28 protein-coding genes are annotated in these 25306 nt (G+C 26.7%); 27 read left to right on the top strand and 1 reads right to left on the bottom strand.

Features of this window, described 5'->3' with window-relative positions; genetic code table 11:
* Positions 1-22 precede the first annotated feature (22 nt).
* Together rplT and ACQPVP_RS08635 are read left to right on the top strand one after the other, a co-directional pair.
* Positions 23-379, top strand: a complete 357-nt coding sequence (gene rplT, locus ACQPVP_RS08640; protein ID WP_430849092.1) for a 50S ribosomal protein L20 — start codon at positions 23-25, stop codon at positions 377-379.
* Between the two features lie 222 nt (positions 380-601).
* Positions 602-1519, top strand: coding sequence for a patatin-like phospholipase family protein (locus ACQPVP_RS08635; RefSeq protein WP_430849090.1), 918 nt, complete (start codon positions 602-604; stop codon positions 1517-1519).
* A gap of 169 nt (positions 1520-1688) precedes the next feature.
* On the opposite strand, the gene ACQPVP_RS08630 is transcribed toward ACQPVP_RS08635, so the two are convergent.
* Positions 1689-2225 carry a hypothetical protein gene (locus ACQPVP_RS08630; protein ID WP_430849088.1) on the bottom strand — a complete coding sequence of 179 codons (537 nt, stop codon included), beginning with the start codon at positions 2223-2225 and terminating at the stop codon, positions 1689-1691.
* A 253-nt stretch (positions 2226-2478) separates the two neighbouring features.
* Between ACQPVP_RS08630 and ACQPVP_RS08625 the strand changes: the two genes are divergently transcribed.
* From ACQPVP_RS08625 to hemB, 25 genes are all read left to right on the top strand, one after another.
* Positions 2479-4236: an SUV3 family DEAD/DEAH box RNA helicase gene (locus tag ACQPVP_RS08625; RefSeq protein WP_430849087.1), complete on the top strand. Its 1758-nt coding sequence runs from the start codon at positions 2479-2481 to the stop codon at positions 4234-4236.
* Between the two features lie 47 nt (positions 4237-4283).
* On the top strand, positions 4284-4700 hold the full coding sequence (locus ACQPVP_RS08620; protein WP_430849085.1) for a DUF3785 family protein: 417 nt from the start codon (positions 4284-4286) through the stop codon (positions 4698-4700).
* A 68-nt stretch (positions 4701-4768) separates the two neighbouring features.
* A complete protein-coding gene (locus tag ACQPVP_RS08615) occupies positions 4769-4903 on the top strand; it encodes a clostri-philic family protein (RefSeq protein WP_268873132.1) in 135 nt (44 codons plus the stop codon).
* A gap of 126 nt (positions 4904-5029) precedes the next feature.
* Entirely contained in the window at positions 5030-5806 is a 777-nt protein-coding gene (locus tag ACQPVP_RS08610; RefSeq protein ID WP_430849083.1) for a YdcF family protein, read from the top strand.
* A gap of 110 nt (positions 5807-5916) precedes the next feature.
* Positions 5917-6300 carry an NUDIX domain-containing protein gene (locus tag ACQPVP_RS08605; protein ID WP_430849081.1) on the top strand — a complete coding sequence of 128 codons (384 nt, stop codon included), beginning with the start codon at positions 5917-5919 and terminating at the stop codon, positions 6298-6300.
* 401 nt (positions 6301-6701) lie between these two features.
* Positions 6702-6950 carry a TM1266 family iron-only hydrogenase system putative regulator gene (locus tag ACQPVP_RS08600; protein ID WP_430849079.1) on the top strand — a complete coding sequence of 83 codons (249 nt, stop codon included), beginning with the start codon at positions 6702-6704 and terminating at the stop codon, positions 6948-6950.
* Between the two features lie 33 nt (positions 6951-6983).
* Positions 6984-8093 carry a [FeFe] hydrogenase H-cluster radical SAM maturase HydE gene (hydE, locus tag ACQPVP_RS08595; RefSeq protein ID WP_430849077.1) on the top strand — a complete coding sequence of 370 codons (1110 nt, stop codon included), beginning with the start codon at positions 6984-6986 and terminating at the stop codon, positions 8091-8093.
* Positions 8094-8118: 25 nt separating this feature from the next.
* On the top strand, positions 8119-9495 hold the full coding sequence (gene hydG, locus ACQPVP_RS08590) for a [FeFe] hydrogenase H-cluster radical SAM maturase HydG (protein WP_430849075.1): 1377 nt from the start codon (positions 8119-8121) through the stop codon (positions 9493-9495).
* Between the two features lie 12 nt (positions 9496-9507).
* Positions 9508-10716, top strand: a complete 1209-nt coding sequence (gene hydF / locus ACQPVP_RS08585) for a [FeFe] hydrogenase H-cluster maturation GTPase HydF (protein WP_430849073.1) — start codon at positions 9508-9510, stop codon at positions 10714-10716.
* A 36-nt stretch (positions 10717-10752) separates the two neighbouring features.
* On the top strand, positions 10753-11988 hold the full coding sequence (locus tag ACQPVP_RS08580) for an NAD(P)-dependent oxidoreductase (RefSeq protein ID WP_430849071.1): 1236 nt from the start codon (positions 10753-10755) through the stop codon (positions 11986-11988).
* A gap of 274 nt (positions 11989-12262) precedes the next feature.
* Positions 12263-12592, top strand: coding sequence for a YtxH domain-containing protein (locus ACQPVP_RS08575; RefSeq protein ID WP_430849069.1), 330 nt, complete (start codon positions 12263-12265; stop codon positions 12590-12592).
* A 9-nt stretch (positions 12593-12601) separates the two neighbouring features.
* A complete protein-coding gene (locus ACQPVP_RS08570; RefSeq protein ID WP_430849067.1) occupies positions 12602-12937 on the top strand; it encodes a hypothetical protein in 336 nt (111 codons plus the stop codon).
* Positions 12938-13050: 113 nt separating this feature from the next.
* Positions 13051-13968 carry a PucR family transcriptional regulator gene (locus ACQPVP_RS08565; protein WP_430849065.1) on the top strand — a complete coding sequence of 306 codons (918 nt, stop codon included), beginning with the start codon at positions 13051-13053 and terminating at the stop codon, positions 13966-13968.
* A gap of 53 nt (positions 13969-14021) precedes the next feature.
* Entirely contained in the window at positions 14022-14939 is a 918-nt protein-coding gene (metA, locus tag ACQPVP_RS08560) for a homoserine O-acetyltransferase MetA (RefSeq protein ID WP_430849063.1), read from the top strand.
* 100 nt (positions 14940-15039) lie between these two features.
* The gene (locus ACQPVP_RS08555) at positions 15040-15528 is read left to right on the top strand and encodes an NAD-dependent dehydratase (protein WP_430849061.1); all 489 of its coding nucleotides are present in this window, start codon (positions 15040-15042) and stop codon (positions 15526-15528) included.
* A 106-nt stretch (positions 15529-15634) separates the two neighbouring features.
* Entirely contained in the window at positions 15635-16033 is a 399-nt protein-coding gene (locus ACQPVP_RS08550) for a DUF2871 domain-containing protein (RefSeq protein ID WP_430849060.1), read from the top strand.
* 152 nt (positions 16034-16185) lie between these two features.
* Complete coding sequence (locus tag ACQPVP_RS08545) at positions 16186-16878, top strand: Crp/Fnr family transcriptional regulator (protein ID WP_430849058.1); 693 nt, start codon at positions 16186-16188, stop codon at positions 16876-16878.
* A gap of 237 nt (positions 16879-17115) precedes the next feature.
* Complete coding sequence (gene asrA / locus ACQPVP_RS08540; protein WP_430849056.1) at positions 17116-18123, top strand: anaerobic sulfite reductase subunit AsrA; 1008 nt, start codon at positions 17116-17118, stop codon at positions 18121-18123.
* A gap of 1 nt (position 18124) precedes the next feature.
* On the top strand, positions 18125-18919 hold the full coding sequence (gene asrB / locus ACQPVP_RS08535) for an anaerobic sulfite reductase subunit AsrB (RefSeq protein WP_430849054.1): 795 nt from the start codon (positions 18125-18127) through the stop codon (positions 18917-18919).
* 11 nt (positions 18920-18930) lie between these two features.
* Positions 18931-19893 (top strand): sulfite reductase subunit C, encoded by a 963-nt coding sequence (gene asrC, locus ACQPVP_RS08530; RefSeq protein ID WP_430849052.1) that lies wholly within the window; start codon positions 18931-18933, stop codon positions 19891-19893.
* Between the two features lie 233 nt (positions 19894-20126).
* The gene (gene hemA / locus ACQPVP_RS08525) at positions 20127-21332 is read left to right on the top strand and encodes a glutamyl-tRNA reductase (RefSeq protein ID WP_430849050.1); all 1206 of its coding nucleotides are present in this window, start codon (positions 20127-20129) and stop codon (positions 21330-21332) included.
* Positions 21290-21958, top strand: coding sequence for an NAD(P)-dependent oxidoreductase (locus ACQPVP_RS08520; protein ID WP_430849049.1), 669 nt, complete (start codon positions 21290-21292; stop codon positions 21956-21958). The genes hemA and ACQPVP_RS08520 overlap by 43 nt, the downstream gene beginning before the upstream one ends.
* A gap of 10 nt (positions 21959-21968) precedes the next feature.
* Positions 21969-22841 carry a hydroxymethylbilane synthase gene (gene hemC, locus ACQPVP_RS08515; protein ID WP_430849047.1) on the top strand — a complete coding sequence of 291 codons (873 nt, stop codon included), beginning with the start codon at positions 21969-21971 and terminating at the stop codon, positions 22839-22841.
* A 5-nt stretch (positions 22842-22846) separates the two neighbouring features.
* The gene (cobA, locus tag ACQPVP_RS08510) at positions 22847-24334 is read left to right on the top strand and encodes a uroporphyrinogen-III C-methyltransferase (RefSeq protein WP_430849045.1); all 1488 of its coding nucleotides are present in this window, start codon (positions 22847-22849) and stop codon (positions 24332-24334) included.
* Positions 24335-25303, top strand: a complete 969-nt coding sequence (gene hemB / locus ACQPVP_RS08505) for a porphobilinogen synthase (RefSeq protein ID WP_430849043.1) — start codon at positions 24335-24337, stop codon at positions 25301-25303.
* Positions 25304-25306 lie beyond the last annotated feature (3 nt).

The raw sequence follows: 25306 nt of genomic DNA, 5'->3' as shown, positions 1-25306 counted from the left end.
GAGGTTTTTTAGGAGGATTAAAATGGCTAGAGTTAAAAGAGCAACAAATGCTCGTAAGAATCATAAAAAAGTATTAAAGCTTGCAAAAGGTTACTACGGTGGAAAGAGCAGATTATTTAAGACTGCTAACGAATCAGTAATAAGAGCTTTAAGAAATGCTTATGTTGGAAGAAGATTAAAGAAGAGAGATTTCAGAAGACTTTGGATAGCTAGAATAAATGCAGCTACAAGAATGAACGGACTTTCATATTCAAAATTCATGAATGGAATTAAGTTAGCTGGAATAGACATGAACAGAAAAATGTTATCTGAAATTGCAATAAACGATCCAAAAGCATTTGCAGAGTTAGTTGAATTAGCAAAAAATTCTGTTAAATAATATATAACTATCTTAGTAGTTTATGCTAAAATTAGCCTATATAGTAGATTATATCTACTATATAGGCTTTTCATAATTTATATAAGAAATAATAAGTTAATTAAATAACGTTCAAAAATTCTAAAAATTTTAATATAATATTAATGAAGTAAAGAGAACAAATGGGCTATAATTAAAATATAATAAAATACAATTACTAACATTATAAAAGAGGGGATTACTATGAAGATAGGCTTAGTTTTATCTGGAGGGGGAGGAAAAGGAGCATATGAGCTTGGGGTTTGGAAGGCTTTAAAGGAACTTAATATAGATAAATACATAGAGGTTTTTTCAGGAACATCAATAGGAGCCTTTAACGCAGTCTTATTTGCTCAGGATAATATGGAAGCTGCTGAAGCCTTATGGGAAGAGGTAACAATGGATAAGCTTGTTCCAATAAGTAAATTTGATTTGTTAAAGAAGGGAATAGGACTTTTTATTGGTGGGAAAAGTATGAATTTTGCTAAAAAATATATGAATCAGAAAATAGATGAGGGATCGGTATCTAAAGATGGTGCTAAAGAAATAATAGATAAGTATTTAGATATAGAAGCGGTTAAAAAGAATAATAAAATATGTTATGCAGCTTGTACTGAACTACCAGATTTTAAGGTTAAATATTTTAGAGTTAATGATCATGATTTAGAATTAGGAAAAAATATTATAATTGCATCAGCATCTCTTCCATTAATATATGAATCAACTGAGGTGTTGGGGGAAAGATATATAGATGGTGGTATAGCTGACAATACACCAATACAGCCGGTATATGGGGAAGGTTGCGATATAATTATAGTAGTATTATTATCAAAAGAAGCAAGAATAGATAGATCATTATATCCAAATACGCATATAATTGAAATTTATCCTAGAAATTTAAATGAAAGTGTTATAAATGGAACATTAAATTTAGATGAAGAAGCTAAGAAAAATAGAATTAGAGAAGGTTATATGGATACAATGGCTCTTATAGAGCCTATTATGAAAATGGCTGAATGTAAAATTAAGATGGAGGAAGAAAAAATACATCCAAGATTATATAAATTTTATAATTTCTTAAAGAAAGTTTTTGAAGAAAATAGAAATGATAAGTTAGTATAAGTATTTATAATGATATTAATATATACTTCTGACCTATATATAGAAATAATAAGATTATTAAAACGGTGTAACTTTATAAGATACACCGTTTTTCATTTTAATAAATAACTTTAATTATAATTGCTAATAAATAAGAGTATAGTTAAAATATTATTTTAAAATTAATATTTTAACTTATTTTATAGTCATAAGTTAATCCTTCATATATAAATTCTTTATGATTAATATTTAATAAATCACTAGGTTTAGTTAAACTAGGAACTTTGTTTGAATCATATATATTACTTTGAATTAACAAATGGGATACAAATTCGGAACAAAAATATCTATTAGGTCTCTTTATAGGTTTTTGCAGTGCTACACCTATTAATCCAAGCAAGCTATACTTGTACTTTTTTTGATCTTTTAAAAATTTTTCAAGCTCTTTTATAAGTAAAGAATATTGTCTATTACTTACTTGAATTTTATAAATCACACATTGACTATTTTGAAATCTTTTATATACTCCATCTTTTAAATTTTCTTCAACAAGCCCTCCTATAAATGGGTTGCTAGGGAAAATTCTTCCGAAGGAATACATTTTCTCAAAAGAATCATCTAAGCTTAAAGAGACATGTACATATTTATCTTTTGTATAATAATTAATACACTTTGATAGTATTGTTCCTGTATTAGAAAATACCAGATATATATACTTTTTACTCATTATAATAAATCATCCTCCAATAAAAATAAGTTTATAAAAGATAAATATATATAATTATATAATATAAATCTTAATATATCCTTAAGAAAATATGAAAAATGTTAAATGTATTAACAAATTATATAAAAATAATAAATTAATTATGAATATATTAAATAAAAAACTCTTTTTTACTAAAAATAGAAATATATAAATTATAAATGTTATAATTTATAAATAAGGATTTACAGTATATTTGTTAAGAGGTGAGAATTTGAAAAAAAATGCAATGCAGAGGGAATTTAAAAAATTAAAATCCCAAATTAATCATATTGAAGAAATTGCTCATAATTCCAAAGTAGGAGCATTAATAGAACTAGAATCTTCCTTAAGAAAAAAAATAAGACAACTAATAGAGATGGGAAGTGAAGGTTTTAAGGAGTATTCAGATGTTAGAGAAAGGTATGAGGATCTTTTAGAATATGTATCTAAAAGATTATTAGATGATTATAATAAGAAAAACAATACTGATTTTGAATTTTATCAAGTTATTAGAGGAAATTATAATAGCTTTATTAATTCGGGTTTTATGTCTGTTTTAACTAAAAAGCATATACCTAAAATAATATCTAAGGAATTTGAAGAAAACTTTCCTGAAAATCCAAAGGATGAGTATAAATTAGCAAGAAATATAATTAGAAAGATATATATTCATTTAGGCGAGACCAATACTGGAAAAACTTATACTGCTATGGAAAGATTAAAGGAAGCAAAGCATGGAGTTTATTTATCTCCTCTTAGAATATTGGCTTTAGAAAATTATGAAAAATTAAATAATAGTAGAATTTTATGTAATCTCTTAACAGGAGAAGAGGAGATTATTAAAGAAGGGGCAACACATACATCTTGCACTATAGAAAAGGTAGATTTAAAAAAGGAATATGATATTGCAATTATAGATGAAATTCAGATGATAGATGATTCCCAAAGGGGTGCAGCGTGGACAAGAGCATTATTAGGATTAAGGTGTAATGAAATTCATATATGTGGTGCTTTAAATGCAAGGGAATTAATTGAAAAAATATTAGAAGATTGTAATGATGAATATGAATTTAAGGAATATAAAAGAAGTATACCATTAAAAGTACAGGACAGAAATTTTAGCTATAAAGATGTTGAAGAAGGGGATGCAATAGTAGTTTTCTCTAAGAAAAAGGTTTTACAAATAGCTCAGCAATATTCTGAAGAAGGAATAAAAGCTAGCATAATTTATGGAGATTTACCACCAGAAGTGAGAAGAAAACAATATGATATGTTCATAAGTAAGGAAAATAAAGTTCTTATAACTACAGATGCTATAGGAATGGGGGTTAATTTACCAATTAAGAGAATAATTTTCTTAGATATTCAAAAATTTGATGGGGAAGAAATTAGAAATTTGACATCACAAGAAGTAAAACAAGTAGCAGGAAGAGCTGGAAGAAAAGGAATTTATGAAACAGGCTATGTAGCTACTGTACGAGATAATCAAAAGTTTATTAAAGAGAAACTTGATGAAAAAGATAGAACAATAAGAAAAGCTGTTTTAGGACCTTCGGAAGCTATCTTAAATATTAAAAGCTTACCTTTAAATGAAAAACTGGCATTATGGGCTACAAGGGAAGATACACTAGATTATTATAGAAAAATGGATATAAATGAATATTTAATTATACTAGATAGAATTAAAAGGTATAAGTTAAAAGAAGAAATTCAATGGGAATTATTAAAAATACCTTTTGATATATCTAAAGATGAAATTATGAATACCTTCTTGGGATATGTAGAAGAATTATTTATTCTTAAAAATAAGGTTATAAATAAACCCCAATGCTTTAAGGGAAATTTAGATGAATTAGAGATTTACTATCAAAGAATAAATATGTATTATTCATTCTGCAAGGTGTTTAATTTAGAATTTGATTTTACATGGATATATGAAGAGAGAATTAAAGTAAGTGAAGAAATAAATGAAATATTAATTAGATTATAGTTATTATGGTATAATATATTTAATTAAGCATCGAAAGGAAGAGATGAATGGAATACAAGTTTAGTTTTGATGAAAAAGAGTACAAATTAGGAGAAGATAATTTAGAATACTTTGCTAATGATGAGAATGAAGAGCTTAATGGAATAGATGTAGGAAAAATTTTAGAACTAATTTCAAATAGTGATGAAGTTGATTTCCAAAATGCCTATTATGAAAGTTGTTGCAGTAACTGCAAAGCTGGAAAAGAAGAAAAGAAAAAAGTATTTGATTTCTTAGAATATTATTTCTATGCATATGGAAAAGACAATAATTTTATAACTAGTAGCATTGATTCTGAATATAATAAAAAGTCCTTTACTAGATTAAATAGAGAAGGTGTAGTAGATAAAAGTTATTTAGTAACTATTATGGTATGTAAGAATTGTGGAACATATGCAATAGAAATTGAAGAGTTTGAAGTTTAATATAGTTAAACAATAAATGTATTAAAATTTATTTAGGGTATAAAATACATTTGAAAGGATGTGTTATTATGCCGAAGAATACTAAAACAGAAACACCTAAACAAAAAGGACAAAGAAGGCAAAGGTTGCATAAAAATCAAAATAACGTAGGAAATGATAAAAATAAATCAGAATATACAGATTTTGATGGAAATCCAATTTAAGAAAAGGGCTGTGAAAACAGCTCTTTTTCTAATAGTTAAGAAAAAATTAAAAATATATTGAGTTAGTAATAAAAATATAAAAGTATGGTAATATTTATTATAATTAAAAAATAAAGAGGTGAAACTTTGAAAAGATATATAGATTTAATAATAGGTATTATTATAATTTTGTATGGGGTAAGTATAAATTTAATATTTGGCAAAATAACTTTTAGTGAAATTTTTCTTCTTATAGGTGTTATATGTGTTATATATCATTTTATGAAAAATAAACTAATGATCTTAATAAGTAGAAATAATATATTGAAAATAGGATATAATGTATTTAGATTTTTACTTTCAATAGGAATAATAGTATTTATAATTATTGAAGCTACAATAATTATTTTCCCTAAACAAAATGATTTATATTCAAATTATGTAGTTATATTAGGTGCTGGTGTAAATGGTGAGACTCCAAGTTTAACCTTAGTACAAAGACTAGAAAAAGCTATTGAATATGTAAATAGTCAAAAAAATGAAGTTAAAATTATTGTATCTGGTGGACAAGGGACAGGGGAAGATATATCAGAATCAGAGGCTATGAGAAGATATTTAGTGGAGAATGGAATAGAAAATGAAATAATAATGGAAGATAAATCTACTAATACTAGAGAAAATCTGCTTTTCTCAAAAGAAATTATAGAAAAGGATTCTAATAAAAATATTGAAGATATAAATATAAAGATAATTACCTCAGATTTCCATGCTTTTAGAAGTAACTTAATTGCTAAAAACTTAGATTATGAAGAGAGTAGTTTCTTAACTAATAAGACATTAACAGCATTAGTACCTGTAATGTATACAAGAGAATTTTTTGCTCTTATTAAATATTTTTTAATAGAAATATTATATATTTTTTAATTATAAAAAGGTAAATTCAACTTTATGTAGAATATAAATTATAGTAATGCAATTTATTAATACTGAAGCTAATATCATAATAGTATTTAGGCTTAAAGGGGGAAAAAGTAATGAGTAAAGTTGCAGAATGTTCTATAATTATAAAAGATGATTTTAATAATATTTTTATAGTTAGAAAGAAGACGAAAAGGAATCAACCACAATTATGGTATATTGTAGGAAGAAAAATAAGAGGAAGAGAAATAGAAGAAAAATGTATATCTCGCGCTGTAAAAGATGATTTAAAGTCTATAGTTTTTAATCTATTAAGAGTAGGAGAATACATATTAGATGAAAATTCAAATGAAGTTTGCGCAGTATATGAAGGGGCATTAAAGGAAAAGGTAGTTTATGGAAGTGATATCGTTGAAGGTAGATGGATTAGCATAAATGAATTAGATAATTTTGATTTTGCAGAGGGTGAAAAAGAAAAAATTTTAATGTATATAAAATAATTAAGTAGACTAAGCACTTCATATAAAAATGAGGTGCTTTTATAAACTTAAAATATTCATAAGAGATTAAGTATTGACATATTTATATGCAATATTTATGATGTAAATATAGAATGATAAATATTCATTTAGGTAGAGATTTTTTATCTTTACTTATTTGATATTATTATCTTTGATAGCATAAAAATAAGTATTTATCTAACAAAAAAGAGAAATCTAATTTGAAAGAAAATAGAAATAGTATATTAATAATAAAGGTTATAAATTAATTTTTAAATATTTTTATTTAAGTTAATAGCTTTTATTATTAATATTTCCTGTTTTCTTTTAGTGGAAGACAGGCTTTTTTATTTTGGGGGAAAAGATATTTCAGTTAATTAATTAGTTTAGGGGAGTGAACTATGAAGATTGGTGTAATAAGTGCAATTTTAGAAAAACCAAGTAAGTGCAATGCAGAATTTAATGAGGTGGTTGCTAGTTTTAGAGGAAGCATAAGAGGAAGAATGGGGATACCATTAGAAAATGAAACCTCAATTATTTCAATAGTAGTTGTTGGAAGTTTAAATGAAATAAATAGTTTAACAGGAAAGCTTGGAAACATAGATGGAGTAACAGTCAAAACAGCTATTAGCAAGAAAGAGATAACATAGCAAAACTTACTAACATATTTATGGAGGTATATTATGAAGGTTAAAAATATTATAGATAAGCTTTATAAAGAGAATAATGCTAGTGAGGAGGAATTATTATTTTTGCTAGATAATTTAAGTGATGAAGATAAAAATTATTTAGTTCAAAAATCTCATGAAACTAGGATGAAAAGCTATGGCAATACAGTTTATATGAGAGGATTAATAGAGTTTACAAACATTTGCAAAAAAAACTGTGTTTACTGTGGCATTAGAAGAGAAAATAAACTTGCGGATAGGTATAGGCTTACTTTAGATGATATTTTAGAATGTGTAGAAATTGGAGATAGACTTGGTTATAAGACATATGTACTTCAAGGTGGAGAAGATGATTATTTTACTGATGAAAGAATGGTAGAAATCATTAAAGAAATAAAAAAGAAATATCCTAAAAATGCTATCACCCTATCATTAGGAGAAAGAAGCTATGAGTCATATAAAAAGATGTTTGAAGCTGGTGCAGATAGATATCTTTTAAGACATGAGACTGCAACTAAAGAACTTTATGAATCTCTTCATCCTGGTGCAAGTTTTGAACAAAGAAGAAAATGCTTAAGAGATTTAAAAGAAATAGGATATCAAGTTGGAGCTGGTTTTATGGTGGGGCTTCCAAATCAAACTAATAAAGATTTAGTTAATGATTTAATATTTGTAAAAGAGTTTGAGCCCCATATGTGTGGAATAGGACCATTTATACCCCATAAAGATACACCATTAAAGGATGAAGAGGCTGGAACTGTAGAAAAGACTACTACAATGTTGGCTTTAATTAGATTATTACTTCCAAATGTTTTATTACCATCAACTACTGCTCTTGGAAGTATAGATCCGGTGGGAAGAGAAAAAGGATTAAAGGCTGGAGGAAATGTAGTAATGCCAAATCTTTCTCCAACTAGTGTAAGAGAAAAATATTCATTATATGATGGAAAAATATGTACAGGTGATGAAGCAGCAGAGTGTAGAAAGTGCATAGAAGGAAGGATAAATAGGGCTGGTTTTAGAGTTGAGGTTACTAGAGGAGACAATATAGCATGGGCTAAAGATAATGGGTACTATAAAGTTACTAAAGGAAATATTCAACTTGAAAATATTCAATTAATATAAAAATTATAATTTAGGAGTGTTTTATATGTTTATTGATCATAAGTATATTGAAAGAATTTTAGAGGAAGCAAAGGGAGCAACAAGTGAAGATATTAAAGGTGTTTTAGAAAAAGCTAAAAAAAGAGAAGGCTTATCTTATGAAGATATTGCAGTTTTACTTCAAGTTGAAGATAAAGAAGATTTAAATGAAATATTTAAATTAGCTGGAGAAATAAAGGATTCTATTTATGGAAAAAGAGTTGTTATTTTTGCTCCATTATATGTTAGTGATTACTGCGTAAATAATTGTGTATATTGTGGATATAAGAGAACTAATGATTTTTGCAGAAGAAAATTAACTATGGAAGAAGTAGCTGAAGAAGTTAAGATATTAGAAAAAATGGGACATAAAAGGCTTGCATTAGAACTTGGAGAGGATCCAGTAAATGCACCTATAGATTATGTGTTAGAGTGTTTAAAAACCATTTATGCAACTCAAAATGATAATGGAGAAATAAGAAGAGTTAATGTAAATATTGCAGCAACTACTGTAGAAAATTATAAAAAGCTAAAAGAAGCAAAAATAGGAACATATATTTTATTCCAAGAAACCTATCATAAACCAACTTATGAGAATATGCATCCAAAATCTTTAAAAGGAGATTATAATTATCATTTAACTTCTTTTGATAGAGCAATGGAAGCCGGAATAGATGATGTTGGAGCAGGAGTATTATTTGGATTAGCTGATCCTAAGTTTGAAGTTATAGGACTTATGATGCATAACAAGCATTTAGAAGATAAGTATGGAGTAGGATTCCATACAATATCTATGCCAAGATTAAAGCCAGCTTCGGGGGTAACATTACAAGAGTTCCCTCATTTAGTTGATGATGAAATGTTTAAGAAGTTAGTTGCAATTATAAGAATAGCAGTTCCATTTACAGGAATAATAATGTCTACTAGAGAAACAGCAGATATGAGAAGAGAATTATTAAGATATGGGGTATCTCAAATAAGTGCAGGTTCAAGTACAGGAGTTGGTGGGTATAAAGAAAGAGAAGAGGGAAAAGAAGCTCTTCAATTTAAAACTTCAGATGATAGAACTCCTTTAGAAGTTATTAAATCTGTTTTAGATGATGGATATATTCCTAGCTATTGTACAGCTTGTTATAGAAGAGGAAGAACTGGAGAAAGATTTATGAAGCTTGCAAAGAGTGGGGAAATTCAAAATGTGTGTGAACCAAATGCAATAACTACTCTTTTAGAATTCGCAATAGATTACGGTGATAAAGAAATTTTAGAAAAAGCTGAATCTGTTATTAATACTGAAAAAGAAAAAATTAAGAGAAAAGATATAAAAGATTTACTAGAAAAGAATTTAGAAAAATTAAGAGCTGGTGAGAGAGATCTATACTTATAGGAGGTGTATGTAATGAATTCGACACCAAATGCAAATAGAAAGCATATTGCTATTTATGGCAAAACTAATGCAGGTAAATCATCATTAATTAATAAGTTTTTAGGTCAAGAAGTATCTTTAGTTTCAGAAAAGGAAGGAACTACTACAGATCCAGTTCAAAAAGCCATGGAATTAATACCTGTAGGACCAGTTCTATTTATAGATACAGCAGGATTTAAAGATGAAAGTATCCTTGGTGAAATAAGAGCTAAAAGAACTCTAGATATTTTAAAGAGAACAGATATAGCAATATATGTTTTTGATGCTATGGACATAGATTTAGAAGAGTTTGAAAATATAAAGAGAAGTTTTAAAAAATATAATATTCCATATATAGTAGTTATTAATCAAATAGATAAATTAAAAAAAGAAGAACTAGATTTGGTAAAAGAAAGAAATAAGAACTATCTGTTTCTATCTTCATTAACAGGAGAAGGATTTGATAATTTAAAGGAAAAGCTTGTTAGCATATTAAAGGAAGAAGAAGAGGAACTTCCTATAGTTGGAGACTTATTACCCTATGGTAGTAAGGTAGTAATGGTTGTTCCTATAGATTCAGAAGCTCCAAAAGGTAGAATAATACTACCACAAGTTCAATGTATAAGAGATTGTTTAGATCATGGAATAAAGAGTTATGTAGTTAGGGATACTGAACTGGAGTCAGCTTTAGAAGATATAAAAAATGTAGATTTAGTTATAACAGATTCTCAAGCATTTAAAGAAGTGGATAAAATAGTTCCTAAAGATATTAGATTAACTAGTTTCTCAATGCTATTTGCAAGGCAAAAGGGAGATTTTGAAGAGTTTATAAAAGGAGCATTTAAAATTAAAGATTTAAATAAAGACTCAAAAATATTAATAGCAGAAAGCTGTACACATAATGTATCTCATGAAGATATTGGAAGAGTGAAAATTCCTAAGTTAATAAATAAATTTGTTGGATCAGAACTAAGTTATGACTATAGTATTTTTCATGATTTTCCAGAAGATATAGATAAGTATGATTTAATTATTCATTGTGGAGCATGTATGATTAACAGAAAAACGGTTATTAATAGAGTAAAAGAATGTAAAAATAAAAATGTTCCTATTACTAATTATGGCATAGTTTTAGCATATTTAAATGGGATATTAGAAAGAAGTTTATCTTTGTTTAATATAAAAATAGATGATATAATATAAAAGCTAAAATTATACAAATGAAAAGGGGGAGTTAGAATGAAAGACTTAGTTTTAGAAGCAAATAGATGTTATCTTTGTAAGAATCCAAGATGTAAAGCAAATTGTCCAATAAGTACTCCTATACCGGAAATAATAGAATTATTTAAGGAAGGACAAATAGCAAAGGCTGGGGAAATATTATTTAATAATAATCCATTATCTTTAGTTTGTTCAATAGTTTGTCCTCACGAGGATCAATGTAAGGGAAATTGTATTAGAGGAATTAAGGGCGAACCAGTTAGATTTTGTGATATCGAAAGGCACATATCAAAATATTATTTAGAAAATATTAAATTAGAAAAAGAAGCAGAGTTAGAAGAACGAATTGCAATAGTAGGTGGAGGACCAGCTGGAATTACTATAGCATTTATTTTAGCACAGAAGGGATATAAGGTTACTTTATTTGATGCTCATGAAAAAATAGGTGGAGTATTGAGATATGGTATTCCAGAATTTAGATTACCGAAAAGTATAATAGATCACTATGAAGAACGATTATTGGAATTAGGGGTAAAAATAAGACCTAATACTTTAATTGGACCAGTATTAACTTTGGATAAGCTTTTTTATGATGGATACAAAGCTATATTTATTGGAACTGGGGTATGGAATCCAAAAACTTTAAACATAAAGGGAGAGACATTAGGGAATGTACATTATGCTATTGATTATTTAAAATCTCCTGAAGTGTATAATTTAGGTAAGAAGGTTTGTGTAATAGGTGCTGGAGATGTGGCAATGGATGCTGCAAGAACTGCTAAAAAGAATGGAGCAGATGAAGTATATATATTATATAGAAAAGGAATGGAAAATATACCTGCAACTAAGGCAGAACTTGAAGGTGCTATTTCAGATGGAATTAAGTTTGAATTATTTAAATCACCAGTTGAATTATTAGAAGAAGGTATAAAATATATTGAAACTAAAAATGAAATAGATGAAAATGGTAAAGTTAATACAGTAAATATTGATGGAAAAGAAGGTATTTTTAAATGTGATTCCATAATAGTTGCAGTAAGTCAATCTCCAAAGAATAATATAGTTTCAAACACAACAGGACTTGAAACTAATAAATGGGGATTGCTATTAACAGATGAATTAGGTCACACTACAAAAGAGGGCGTTTTTGCATCAGGAGATGTTGTAACAGGAGCTAAGACAGTAGTTCAAGCTGCAGCTCATGCTAAGGTAGTTGCTGATGAAATAGAAAAATATATAAAAAGTAATAAATAGAAAGAAAAACTCAAGATTGAATGCTTGAGTTTTTCTTTTTTATGTTCTAGTAAAAAACTTTCTACATATAGATGAAAAAAATTTACTTTATAATGAGCAAGTTATTAAAATACATAAAATTAATAGGAGTAATTTGTTTTACAAATTTTTATTATAATATTAAATAAATGATTATAAACACACTGTTTTCAATAAATTCATAGTAGGAATATTATAAAAAATATGTTATAATAAAGATAAAAATAAAGTAATATGTAAAGAGGAGGAGCTATTAGTGGCTTTGTATAATTTAATTGAAAAGAAAAGAAAAGAGAAAAAAAGAAAATTAGTTAGAACTGCAACAGTTTCAACAGTTATTGGTGGAGCAGTAGGAGTTTTATCAGGAGTATTATTGGCTCCTAAGTCAGGAAAAGAAACTAGAAATGATATAAAAGAAAAAGTCGATGAAGTTAAATCAATGACTATGGAAAAATCAAAGAATATAAAAAGTAATGTAGAAGAAGCTAAGTATAAAATAAAAGATTATTTAAAAGAAAAGAAGGATAATTTAAATAAAGAAGAAATCATAGTTGAAGAAAATAATGAAGGAAATGATTTAGAGTAGGTATAAATAATGTATATTAGTTTAGACGGACTTTATAAATTTACAATTTTTTCACTATTAATATTTACATTAGTATTTGGTATTATTATATTATTTAAGTTAAATAAATTGATAAATAATATTTTTCAGCTAATAGAAAATAATAAAAGAAATATTGAGAATACATGTACTGATTTACCTGTTATAACTAAAAATATAAGTGAAATAACTGAGAATATTAAAGATATAAGTGAGGTAGCAACGGAGTTTACTGCTGATGCTATTGTAACGAAAGAGAATATTGTTAATAATTATGAGATTTTAAAAGATATTTTAAAGATAATAAAATCAGTATTTTTAAAATAAAGAAAAATAAATTTGAAAGAGCCTATTTAATATTTTAGGCTCTTTTTTATTACATTACTTTAAATTTATTATATAATATATATTGAAAAGGATTTATAAAAGGGTGGATGTATATGGTTGCAATGGTTGAATTATTAAAAGAATTATGTGAGGAAACAAAATTAAAAATTAGATTACTAGATAATAACAATAATATAATTTTTGATAACTTGCCTTTAACTGAATCAAATATAACAAGGAAGCTTTCTATAGCTAATAAGACTTTCAAGATAATCTTAGAGCAAGATAATATTAAGCTAATAGCTATGATAGAATATTTACTTAATAAATTAATAGTAAGAGAAAATATTATAGAAGAGCTTATAGAAGGAAGAAAGCAATGGGATGCATTAGAAGAAAAGATTATTGTGAATTCTAGCAAATTATTACTTATAGAAGTAAATAATAAAAATGATGCTATTGAAATAGTAATGGATACCTATGATAATAATGAAGTATATGTGGGAGAAATATACGATAGAATAATATTAATAGGGGAATTAGAAGATGAAGAAGATCATGCTATATCTTTAAAAGAAACTATAGATGAGGTTTTAGGATTAAATGCTAAAATTAGTATTGCAAAATTTGACAAAACCTTTGAAGGCTTTATAAAGGCATATAATGGAGCTGTACAAGCTTTAAAAATAGGTAATAAATTTAAAATGAAGCCTGAAATATATAGCATTAAAGAAATGTATTTAGAAAAGGCAATATATAATTTATCAAAGAATTATTCACAAGAATTAATGGTAGAATATAAAGATGTATTTAAAGGTTTTAATCATGAGTTAATCCAGACTTTAGAAGAAGTTTTAAAATGTGATTTATCTTTAACAAAGGCAGCAAAAAATTTATTTATACACAGAAATACATTAATGTATAGAATTGAAAAAATAAAGAAAGAAACAGGATTTGATATTCGTAATTTCAAAGAAGCAACTTTTCTTTACATATTATATATGAATAGTAAAAATAATATTTGGAAATAAGGAATATGAAAAATAGAATATATTATTGAATAGTTTTATAAGGGGGTAGAATTTTGCCAATAAAAATTCCAAAGGAACTACCAGCGTTTACAGTATTATCAGATGAAAATATATTTGTAATGAATGTAGAAAGAGCACAAACACAAGATATAAGACCATTAAAAATAGCAATTTTAAATTTGATGCCAATAAAAATTCAGGCAGAAAATCAATTGTTAAGATATTTATCAAATACTCCAATTCAAGTTGAAATAAAATTGTTACAAACTAAGACACATACTTCACAAAATACACCTATAGAACATTTAGAAAAATTTTATAATTATTTTGATGAAGTAAAAGATCAAAAATTTGATGGATTAATAATAACTGGGGCACCTGTTGAAACTATGGAGTTTGAAGAGGTTGATTACTGGAATGAATTAAAGGAAATTATGGAATGGAGTAAGAAAAATGTATTTTCAACCTTGCATATATGCTGGGGAGCTCAGGCAGCATTATATTACCATTATAATATAAGAAAAAAAACACTAGAAAAAAAGATTTTCGGAGTTTTCACTCATAAAATAAATAAATATAATGAGAGTTTAACAAGAGGCCTTGATGATATATTTTATGCACCACACTCTAGGCATACTACTACTCTTAAAGAAGATATTGAAAAGATTAAAGAACTTGATATATTAGCTGAATCAGAAGAAGCTGGAGCATTTATTATTGCTACAGAGGATAAGAGGCAAGTATTTATTACAGGGCATTTAGAATACGATAGAGATACTTTAAAGAGTGAATATTTAAGAGATTTAAATAAGGGAGCAGAAATAGATATTCCTAAGAACTATTTTCCAAATAATAATATAAATGAAATTCCATTAGTAAAGTGGAGAGGAAGTGCCAATATAGTTTTTGGCAATTGGTTAAATTACTGTATTTATCAAAATACTCCATTTATGATTGAAAATATAAAATAAATTAGGAAAATGCTATTATAAAATGAATTTAATGTTACAATGACACTTTTTTTAGCTTTAAATAGTATAATATTTTATGAATTATAAAAATGGAGGAAATATGAAATCTAGGGCTATAGTTTTAGGCGAAATTAATGAATATGTATTAGAATTTTGTAAATATCTTATTAAGAATGACTTAGAAGTATATTTAGCTCTTAAAAAGGATCAAGAATTTATTGATTTGAAGGATATTGAAAATACTATACCTATAATAAGATTTAATGACGAATTTGAAGAAATAAGATTTTTATTAAACTCTATTGAGCCAAAAGTTATTTATAATTTATATGGCTTAGAACATAAGAATGAGTTGAAAGAATTATTAGAGAATAGCTATGTAAATGTTATATTATTTTTAGAAGCTTTAAAAACTTCACATAATACTAAGCTAATTAATTTAGTAGATAAAATACAAAGAGATGATAAAGGAAAGCCATTAACTCTTCATACTGCAGTTTTAGATTCTTTAAATAAAGTAACTAAGTTTTACAATGATTTTTATAATGTAAAAGTATTGGTTAAGTCTAAAGATGAGTATAAAATTTAAAGCTACATTTATAATTATTAAATAGTTGAAATAAATATAAATAAAGTATATAGTATTATTTGTATTTAATATTAAATAATAATTTTTATTGGAGCGTGGAGCAGATATGAAGAAATATTTTAATTTATCAATTTTTTATTTAGTTTTAGGACTAGTTATGGGGGTATTCTATAGGGAGTTAACAAAAATTAATGGATTTGAAGGACAAACTATTTTATCAGTTGTTCATACTCATGCATTAACTCTAGGATTTATATTCTTTATTTTGGTATTACTTTTAGAAAAAAGTTTCAATATATCAAATAATAAAGGGTTTAAAGGATGGTGTATACTTTATAATATCTCATTAATATATTTATTAGGAACTCTTACTGCCAGAGGAATACTCCAAGTATTAGGGAATAGTTTTGCTGGCTTAAGTCATATATCAGGACTTGCACATGTATTATTATCAGTTTCTTTAATTTGGTTTGTAATTATAGTTAATAAATCAATTAAAGAATAATAAACTATATATTGGGAAAAATAAATATACTTTAAAATAGAAAGCATTTTTAATTAATAAAATGTTTTTTATTTTTATCTAATTTTGCAGTTTTTATATTTATGTTATATATTTTAATATAAAGTACTTTTTTATAGGATTGGTGCGAAGGGATGAAAGAATTAGTAAAAGCTCAATTAAATAAAATGGAGCTGTTTGATAAAGTAAGTGAAGAAACTAAGGAAGCATTATCTGAATTTGGTGAAACAAAGTGTTATTTAAAGGGAAGCCACATATTTATGGATAAGGAAAAAGTAAACAAGATATATATAGTGTATACAGGAAAGGTTGCGTTATATAAGCTAAATGAATATGCACATAAGAAAGTAGTTTTTATATTAAGTAATGGTGCAATTATTAATGCGGTAGTATTAGATGACTTAGCTTCATCAATAAATTGTGAAATTTTTGAAAAGGCAGAAATATTGTCTTTTGAAAAAGATAAATTTGAAGAACTGATGAAAAGTGATTTTGAATTAACAAAGATAGTTATATCATCTTTAACAATAAAGGTAAGAAGATTATATAGACAATTAAAGAACTCTACTCCAATTAAGGTTGAGAAAAGGGTAGCAGCAAAGCTTTGGAAACTTTCTAAGGATTATGGAATTAAAGTTGAAAAAGGAGTTTTAATTGATTTAAATATAAGTATAACTTATCTTGCTGACATGTTTGGAACTCCTAGAGAAACTATATCTAGGGCGTTGAAAATTCTTCAAGAAAATGATTTAATTATTTTTAAAAATAAAAGGATAATTATTAAAGATAAAGATAATCTCTCTAAATTTTTTAAAGGTATGTCTTAAAATTTAAATTATATAATAAATAGAAATAAAAATAAAAACTGTGATGTTTATCACAGTTTTTATTTTTAATAAGATTTATAATCTAAAAAGAAATTGTTATTTATATAACAATTATTTGTGAGTTTAAAAGCTTTGTATAGTATTTTAAATTTAAAATATTTAAATATATTGATATTTATTTTTAAGTTGATATTTTATAAGTTTAAAAAGCAAATATTAAACTAAGAGGTGTTTAAGATGGGATATAAATTTAAATTAGAGGAATTTAACAAGGGTTTAAAAGAGTTATCGAAGAAATATAAGATATATGCACCAAAGATTTTTGAAGGACAAGGTAAATTTTCAGATACTGATATAGTTAGATATGGTGAAATTTCAAAAATTGAAGAAATTGAATTTAATCAAAAATCAAATTTTTCTTATAAGGAAGTATTACTGCCAATAACTCAAACTTTATTTTTCTTTACAGAAGATGAGGTCAAGGAACCTAATGTAGATGAAAAGTCTATACTAATATTTTTAAGAAGTTGTGATATTCACTCCTTAAGAAGAATTGATGATATATATTTAAAAAATAAATTTGAAGATCCATATTACAAGAAACTAAGAGAAAAAGCAAAGTTTGTACTTATAGGATGTGAAAAAAGCTTTGAAAATTGCTTCTGTGTAAGCATGGGAACTAACAAAACTGATGAATATAGTGCTTATATAAAGAAAAATGGAAATGATGTTTATTTAGATATTAAAGATGAAGAATTTGAAGATTTGTTTAAGAATATAGATAATGAATCCTTGGAAGTTAATCCTGACTTTGTTGAAAGCAATGATGTTAAAGTAAATATCCCAGATAATATAGATTTAAAGATTATAAATTCAAAAGTATGGGATGAGTATTCAGAAAGATGTATAGCTTGTGGAAGATGTAATTTTGTATGTCCAACGTGTACATGTTTTACTATGCAAGATATTTTCTATAAAGATAATGGAAAAGCAGGAGAAAGAAGAAGGGTTTGGGCATCTTGCCAAGTGGATGGTTATACAGATATGGCTGGAGGGCATAGCTTTAGAAAAGAAAAGGGACAAAGAATGAGATTTAAGGTTCTTCATAAGGTTTATGATTATAAAAAGAGATGGGGATATCATATGTGTGTAGGATGTGGAAGATGTGATGATGCATGTCCTGAATATATTTCATTCTCAAATTGTGTAAATAAATTAGAGAAAGCTATGAATGAGGTGAAGTAATATGACTAAAAACGAATATATACCATTTATTTCAAAAATACTAGAAGTTATTAAGCATACTGAAATTGAATATACATTTAGAATGGAATTTAAAGGTGATGTAAAGCCAGGTCAATTTTTTGAAGTATCATTACCAAAGTATGGAGAAGCCCCTATATCAGTAAGTGGGATAGGTGAAAATTATGTTGATTTAACAATAAGAAGAGTTGGTAAAGTAACAGATGAAATCTTTAACAATTATGTAGGAGATAAGTTATTCTTAAGAGGACCTTATGGAAATGGCTTTGATATAAACAACTATAAAGATAAAGAAGTAATAGTAGTAGCTGGAGGAACAGGACTTTCACCAGTTAAAGGAATTGTAGATTATTTTTCAAATAATATTAAGGATTGTAGAAAATTCACTTTAATATCAGGCTTTAAATCTCCAAAAGATATTCTTTTTAAAGATGATATAAAGGAATGGGAGAAGAATATAGATCTTATATTAACTGTTGACGGTGCTGAAGAAGGATATCAAGGAAAAGTAGGACTTGTTACTAAATATGTTCCAGAACTTGATATTGAGGATAAAGAAAATGTACAAATAATTGTTGTAGGACCACCTATGATGATGAAATTTACAGTTTTAGAGTTCTTAAAGCTTGGAATTAAAGAAGAAAATATATGGATTTCACAAGAAAGAAAAATGTGTTGTGGGATTGGTAAATGTGGGCACTGTAAAATAGATGATACGTATATTTGTTTAGATGGACCAGTTTTTAATTATGTAAAAGGAAAAGAATTAATAGATTAGGAGGAGACACTATGGATATCAATACTAAAAAGCTGAAAAAGAATGCCTTTAGAGTAACTAAAAGAAGAGGAATAACAGCTTCTAGAATAAGAGTTCCAGGTGGATTCTTGAAGGCCGAATATTTAGGGTTAATTCAGGAAATTGCAGATAAATACGGTGATGGAACAGTTCATTTAACTACAAGACAAGGCTTTGAAATTCCAGGAATAGATATGGAGGATATTGCTGAGGTTAACATTCTTCTTCAACCTATAATAGAAGGGCTAGAAATAAATCAAGAAGTTCCAGGAAAGGGATATACAGCAGCTGGAACGAGAAATGTATCAGCTTGTATAGGAAATAAAGTTTGTCCATTTGCAAATTATAATACTACAAATTTTGCAAAGAAAATAGAAAAAGCAATATTTCCAAATGATTTACATTTTAAAATAGCATTAACAGGATGTCCAAATGATTGTATTAAGGCTAGAATGCATGATTTTGGTATTATAGGAATGACTGAACCTCAATTTGATAGAGATAAGTGTGTATCATGTGGAGCTTGTGTTAGAGCTTGTACTAAGAAATCAACAGCAGCTTTACATGCAGAAAACTATAGACCAGTCAGAGATCATAGTAAGTGTATAGGTTGTGGTGAGTGTGTAATTAATTGTCCAACAGGAGCATGGACTAGAAGTAAAGAAAAATATTATAGATTAGCTATTATGGGGAGAACAGGAAAGAAAAATCCTAGATTAGCAGAAGATTTTATTGTATGGGTTGATGAAGAAAGCATAATTAAAATAATTTTAAACACTTATAAATATGTTGAACAATATATAGATAAAGCTGCTCCAGGTGGAAAAGAGCATATTGGATATATAGTAGATAGAACTGGTTTTATGGAATTTAAGAAATGGGCTCTTGAAGGAGTTGAACTTTCAGACAAGGCTATACTTAAAAATAATATTTATTGGAGTGGAATAAAATATTAATATAAGTAATTGCTTATATTAATATTAAAATTACCTAGTGGACAAATACAATGTTAAATATGTAAAATAAATATTAGAAGTTTTTAAGACCGCTATATTAGATTAGCGGTCTTAAATTAGTTTATAAAAGAAAAATATATTTAAAATGTAAAAATGAAAAAAATAATTAATCGGTGTATAATAAGGGTAATATAATAAAAACATAGAAGTATATTTGTTTTAGGAGAAAAATTATGATTCAGCTTTTAGGAATTAGGAAAAATACTGGAGTAGAAATAAGAGAAAAACTAACGTTATCTCCAAAAAAGAGAAAAGAATATACAAAGGAGTTACTTCAATATTTTGATGAAATAATTATTTTAAGTACATGCAACAGAACAGAAATTTATTATAATGGTTCTTTAAAGGGAGAAGAAAGCTTATTAAAAATTTTTGAAGTTTTAAATTGGGATATTGATCTTAAAGAAAACTGCTTTTATTTAGACGAAAGAGACACTATAAAGCACTTAATGGAAGTAGTTTGTGGGTTTCATTCTAAGATTTTAGGAGAAGATCAAATTTTGGGACAAATTAAAGAAGCATATTCTTTAGCTATGGAAATAGGATCTTCTAATAGTGAGCTTCAAAGACTGTTCCAAGAAGCAATTACTTGTGGTAAAAAGTTTAGAACAGAAGGAAAATTATATGAAATACCTGTTTCTTCAGCATCTATTGCAGTAAGTGAGGCGATAAAAAGTAACTGCAAAAAAATTATGGTAATAGGATATGGAGAAGTTGGAAGTCTTGTAGTTAAATATGCTCTTTCAAGTAATATAGAAAAGCTAAATTTAGTAGTTAGAACAGTAGAAAAAGTAACTAATATCTATGATGAAAGAGTGGAAGTTATGACTTATGATGAAGGTAGAGAAATAATAAATGAAATGGATTGTGTTATTTCTTGCACATCTGCACCACATTTAATTATAGAAAAAAGACATATTAATGAAGAAGGAAAAGATATAGTTATTTTTGATTTAGCTATGCCTAGAGACGTAGATGAAAAAATTAAAGATTTTAGCAGAATTAAACTTTTTGATATAGATGAAATAAGTTCTATTGATGATGAAAATAAAAATTTAAGAAAAGAAAGAATGCTTCAATATAAAAACATAATTAAGGAACATATAAATAATTTTTGTGAGTGGAAAAACTTAAGAGAAGTATCTGATATAATTAAAAGTATGAAAAAAAATAGCTCTAAAGTTATAAATGAAAGGCAAAAAACATTTGAGCATAAATGTCATGATAAAAAGGATATAGAAATTGCTGAAATTCTTATAAAAAGTACTTCAGATTATTATGTTAATAGAGCTATAGAAGTATTAAAAGAAGAACAATTAAAGGGGCATGGCAAAGAATGTATAAAGATATTGGAAAAGATATTTCTAAAGGAAGTATAGAGTATACATATCTCTCTATTATGTCTAATAAATTTAATGTTGGAATAATAGGTGGAGGCAAGGTTGGATATATTAAAAGTAAAAATTTTTTATCAAAAAAATGCAATGTAGAAGTATTATCCTTAAACTTTGTAGATGATTTTGAACATATAAAAAATATTAAGCTTATTAAGAAAGGGTATTATAAAGAGTTTATAAAAGATAAACATTTAGTTATAATAGCAACTGATAATAAAGATTTAAACTTAAAAATAAAAAAAGATTGTGAGGAAGATTATAAAATATATATATTTGCTGAAGATTACTTAAATAGTATGGCAATTGCCCCCGTACAAAGAAATCTAAATAATATAAGTTTTGCAGTAAACACTAATTACGGAAATCCAAAAGGCTCATTAATGGTAGCCGAAAAAATAATAGAGACTTTAAAAAAATATGATGAATTCATTGGATATTCTTCATTAATTAGAAAAAGTGCAAAAAATATAGAAGAACATAAAAAGCAGATAATAGATTTTGTATGTAGTGAGGATTTTAAATATATGTATGAAAAGAAAAAAGATAAAATAGTTATAGAAATGTTTTTTGGAGAAGAAGTGCTAAATAAAATATATAAGAACTTATAGGAGATATTTTATGGAAATAATAATTGCAACTAGAAAAAGTAAATTGGCTCAAGTGCAAGCAGATAGAGTTATAGAGCTTATTAAAGAAAAAAATAATATAAGCTCAAAAAAACTTTTAGTAGTTACAGAGGGAGATAAAAGACTAGATGTAACACTATCTAAAATAGGTGGTAAAGGCTTATTTGTAAAGGAAATAGAATATGCTCTTTTAAATAAAGAGGCTCATGCAGCTGTCCATAGTATGAAAGATGTTCCTTTTCAATTACCAAAAGGATTTAAACTTTTAGCAATTCCTGAAAGAGAAGATATTAGAGATGTATTTGTATCTAGAAATAATATTCCTTTTGAAGAATTAAAAGAAGGTGCTGTAGTTGGAACTAGTAGTATAAGACGAGCTGCAATGCTTAGAGAAATTAGAAAAGACTTAAAGATAGTTCCAATTAGAGGTAATGTTCAAACAAGATTAGAAAAAATGAAAAATGAAAATATGGATGGTATTATTCTGGCAGCAGCAGGATTAAAAAGACTCAATATGGAGGAGATTATTACAGACTATTTTGATCCAAAGATATTCTTACCAGCAATAGGGCAAGGAGCATTAGGAATAGAAGCTCTAGAAGATGGTGAATATAATCCATATTTAAAAAAATTAGATAATAAAGAAGTTAGAATAGCGGTAGAGGCAGAAAGAAGCTTTATGAAAGCATTAAATGGTGGATGTCATACTGTAATAGGGGTTTATTCCGAAATCAAAGGTAATGATTTATATATGATTGGAATCTTTGATATAGGCGGAAAAATAGTGAAAAAAGATATATTAGGAAATAGGGAAGATAATATTGAGCTTGGAATTAAACTAGCTAAGAAAATAGTGAAAGGATAATTAAAATGAGTAAGGTTTATATAATTGGTACAGGGCCAGGAGATGAGGATTTATTAACTTTAAAAGCTGTAGATACTTTAAAAAAATGTACAGCAGTGTTATATGATAGATTAGTTTCTAATAATATATTAAATTACTTAAATGAAGATTGTAAAATTTTTTATTGTGGAAAGGAGCCAGGAGCTCATTATAAAACTCAAGAAGAAATTAACGATTCTTTAGTAAAATTAGCTAAAGAAGGTCATATAGTTGGAAGAATAAAAGGTGGAGATCCTTATGTTTTTGGAAGAGGGGGAGAGGAGGTCTTAGCCTTAATTGATGAAAATATAGAATTTGAAGTTATTCCTGGGGTAACTTCACCAATATCTGTATTAAATTATGCAGGAATTCCAATTACTCAAAGAGAAATGTCTCAAAGCTTTCATATTATTACAGGTATGACATCGGGAGTTTTAAATATTAATTGGGAAGCTATTGCAAAAGAAAAAGGAACTTTAGTATTTATGATGGGACTTAATAACTTAGGTTCTATAATTGAAAATTTATTGAAATATGGAAAAGATGAAAACACTAAAGTTGCTGTAGTAATGAGGGGAACTTCTTCAAAACAAAGAAAGGTTGTAGGAACTATAAAGGATATAGAAAAAAAAGTTCAAGATGCTAAATTACAATCTCCATGTATAATAGTAATGGGTGAAGTTGTTTCATTAAGTGATAAACTTAATTGGTATGAAAAAAAACCTCTTTTTGGACTAAATATCTGTGTTACAAGATCTAGAGAGCAATCATCTAATTTAAAAAAGAGGTTAAGAGAATTAGGTTCAGAGGTTACAGAAATAAATTCTATAAAAATAGAGCCAAGGAAAGATAATTTAAATGAAGTTAAGGATAAGCTTTCTGATTATGATCATATAATACTTTCTTCGGTAAATGGTGTAAATATGTTCTTTGACTATATTATAGAAAATAATATAGATTTGAGATCAATAAAGGCAAAATTTTCAGTTGTAGGAAAAGCTACAAGAAAGGCTCTTGAGAATAGAGGTATTCAAGCTTTTGCTATGGGAAGAGAATTTGTAGGAGAAGGCTTATTTAAAGCATTAGAACCTCATTTAAGAAGTGAAGAAAAAGTATTGATTCCATGTTCGTCATCAAGTAGAGAATATTTAAAAAACGAAATTGAAAAATTAGGATTAGTTGTAGATAGAATTCATACATATAATACTGTTTGTGGTGAAGTGAAAAATGAAAGAGCATTTGAAGAGGTGGATTTTATATTATTTACTAGTCCAAGTACTGTTAATAATATGATATCATTATTTGGTAAAGATAAAATTAAAGAAAAATATAATATTGCAATTGGTCCTCAAACTTTCAAAGCGTTAAAGGAAAATTCAATAGAAGCACATATGTGTAAAATACATTCGGAGGATGGCTTTTTAGAAGAAATAGTAGAAATATACAAGCATATAAAGAAGGATAAGGTGATTTAAATGATTAAAAGGGGAAGAAGATTAAGAGCAAATTCAGCAATTAGAGATTTAGTAAGAGAAAATGTTTTAAATTCTAATGATTTTATTTTCCCAATTTTCGTTGTAGAAGGAGAAAATATAAAAGAAGAAATATCATCAATGAAAGGAAATTATCATTGGTCTTTAGATAGACTTCCTGAAATAATTAAAGAAGTTGAAGAATGTAATATAAGAGGAGTAATCTTATTTGGATTACCAAATCATAAAGATGATTGTGGATCAGAGAGTTATAAGGATGATGGAATTGTTCAACAAGCAATTAGAAAAATAAGAGAAATTTCTAAGGATTTATATATAATAACAGATGTTTGTATGTGTCAATATACAAGTCATGGTCATTGTGGAATATTAAATGGAAATGAAGTTGATAATGATAAAACTCTTGATGTATTAGGAAAGATTTCATTATCCTATGCTAAAGCTGGAGCTGATATGGTAGCACCTTCTGATATGATGGATGGAAGAATAGGTCATATAAGAGAGGTCTTGGATGAAAATGGATATAAAAATGTAGCTATAATGAGTTACGCAGCTAAATATTCATCAGCATTCTATGGACCATTTAGAGAAGCTGCCCATTCAACACCACAATTTGGTGATAGAAAAACTTATCAAATGGACCCGGCTAATTCAGAAGAAGCATTAAAGGAAATTCAATGGGATATTAATGAGGGTGCTGATATAATAATGGTTAAACCAGCAATGTCTTATTTAGATATTATTAGAAGAGCTAAAGAGTTGGTAAATGTTCCAATTTGTGCGTATAATGTAAGTGGAGAGTTTGCAATGGTTAAATCAGCAGCAGAGGCAGGCCTTATAGATGAAAAATCAGTAGCCTTAGAAATGTTGTTATCTATGAAAAGGGCCGGAGCAGATATTATAATAACTTACTTTGCTTTAGATGCAGTAAGATGGTTAAAGGAGAATTAAGTT

The sequence above is a fragment of the Clostridium nigeriense genome, from assembly GCF_050585265.1.
Lineage (GTDB): Bacteria > Bacillota > Clostridia > Clostridiales > Clostridiaceae > Clostridium > Clostridium nigeriense_B.
Note: the sequence above shows the minus strand (reverse complement) of the source record. Positions and strands in the feature narration are given on the sequence as shown.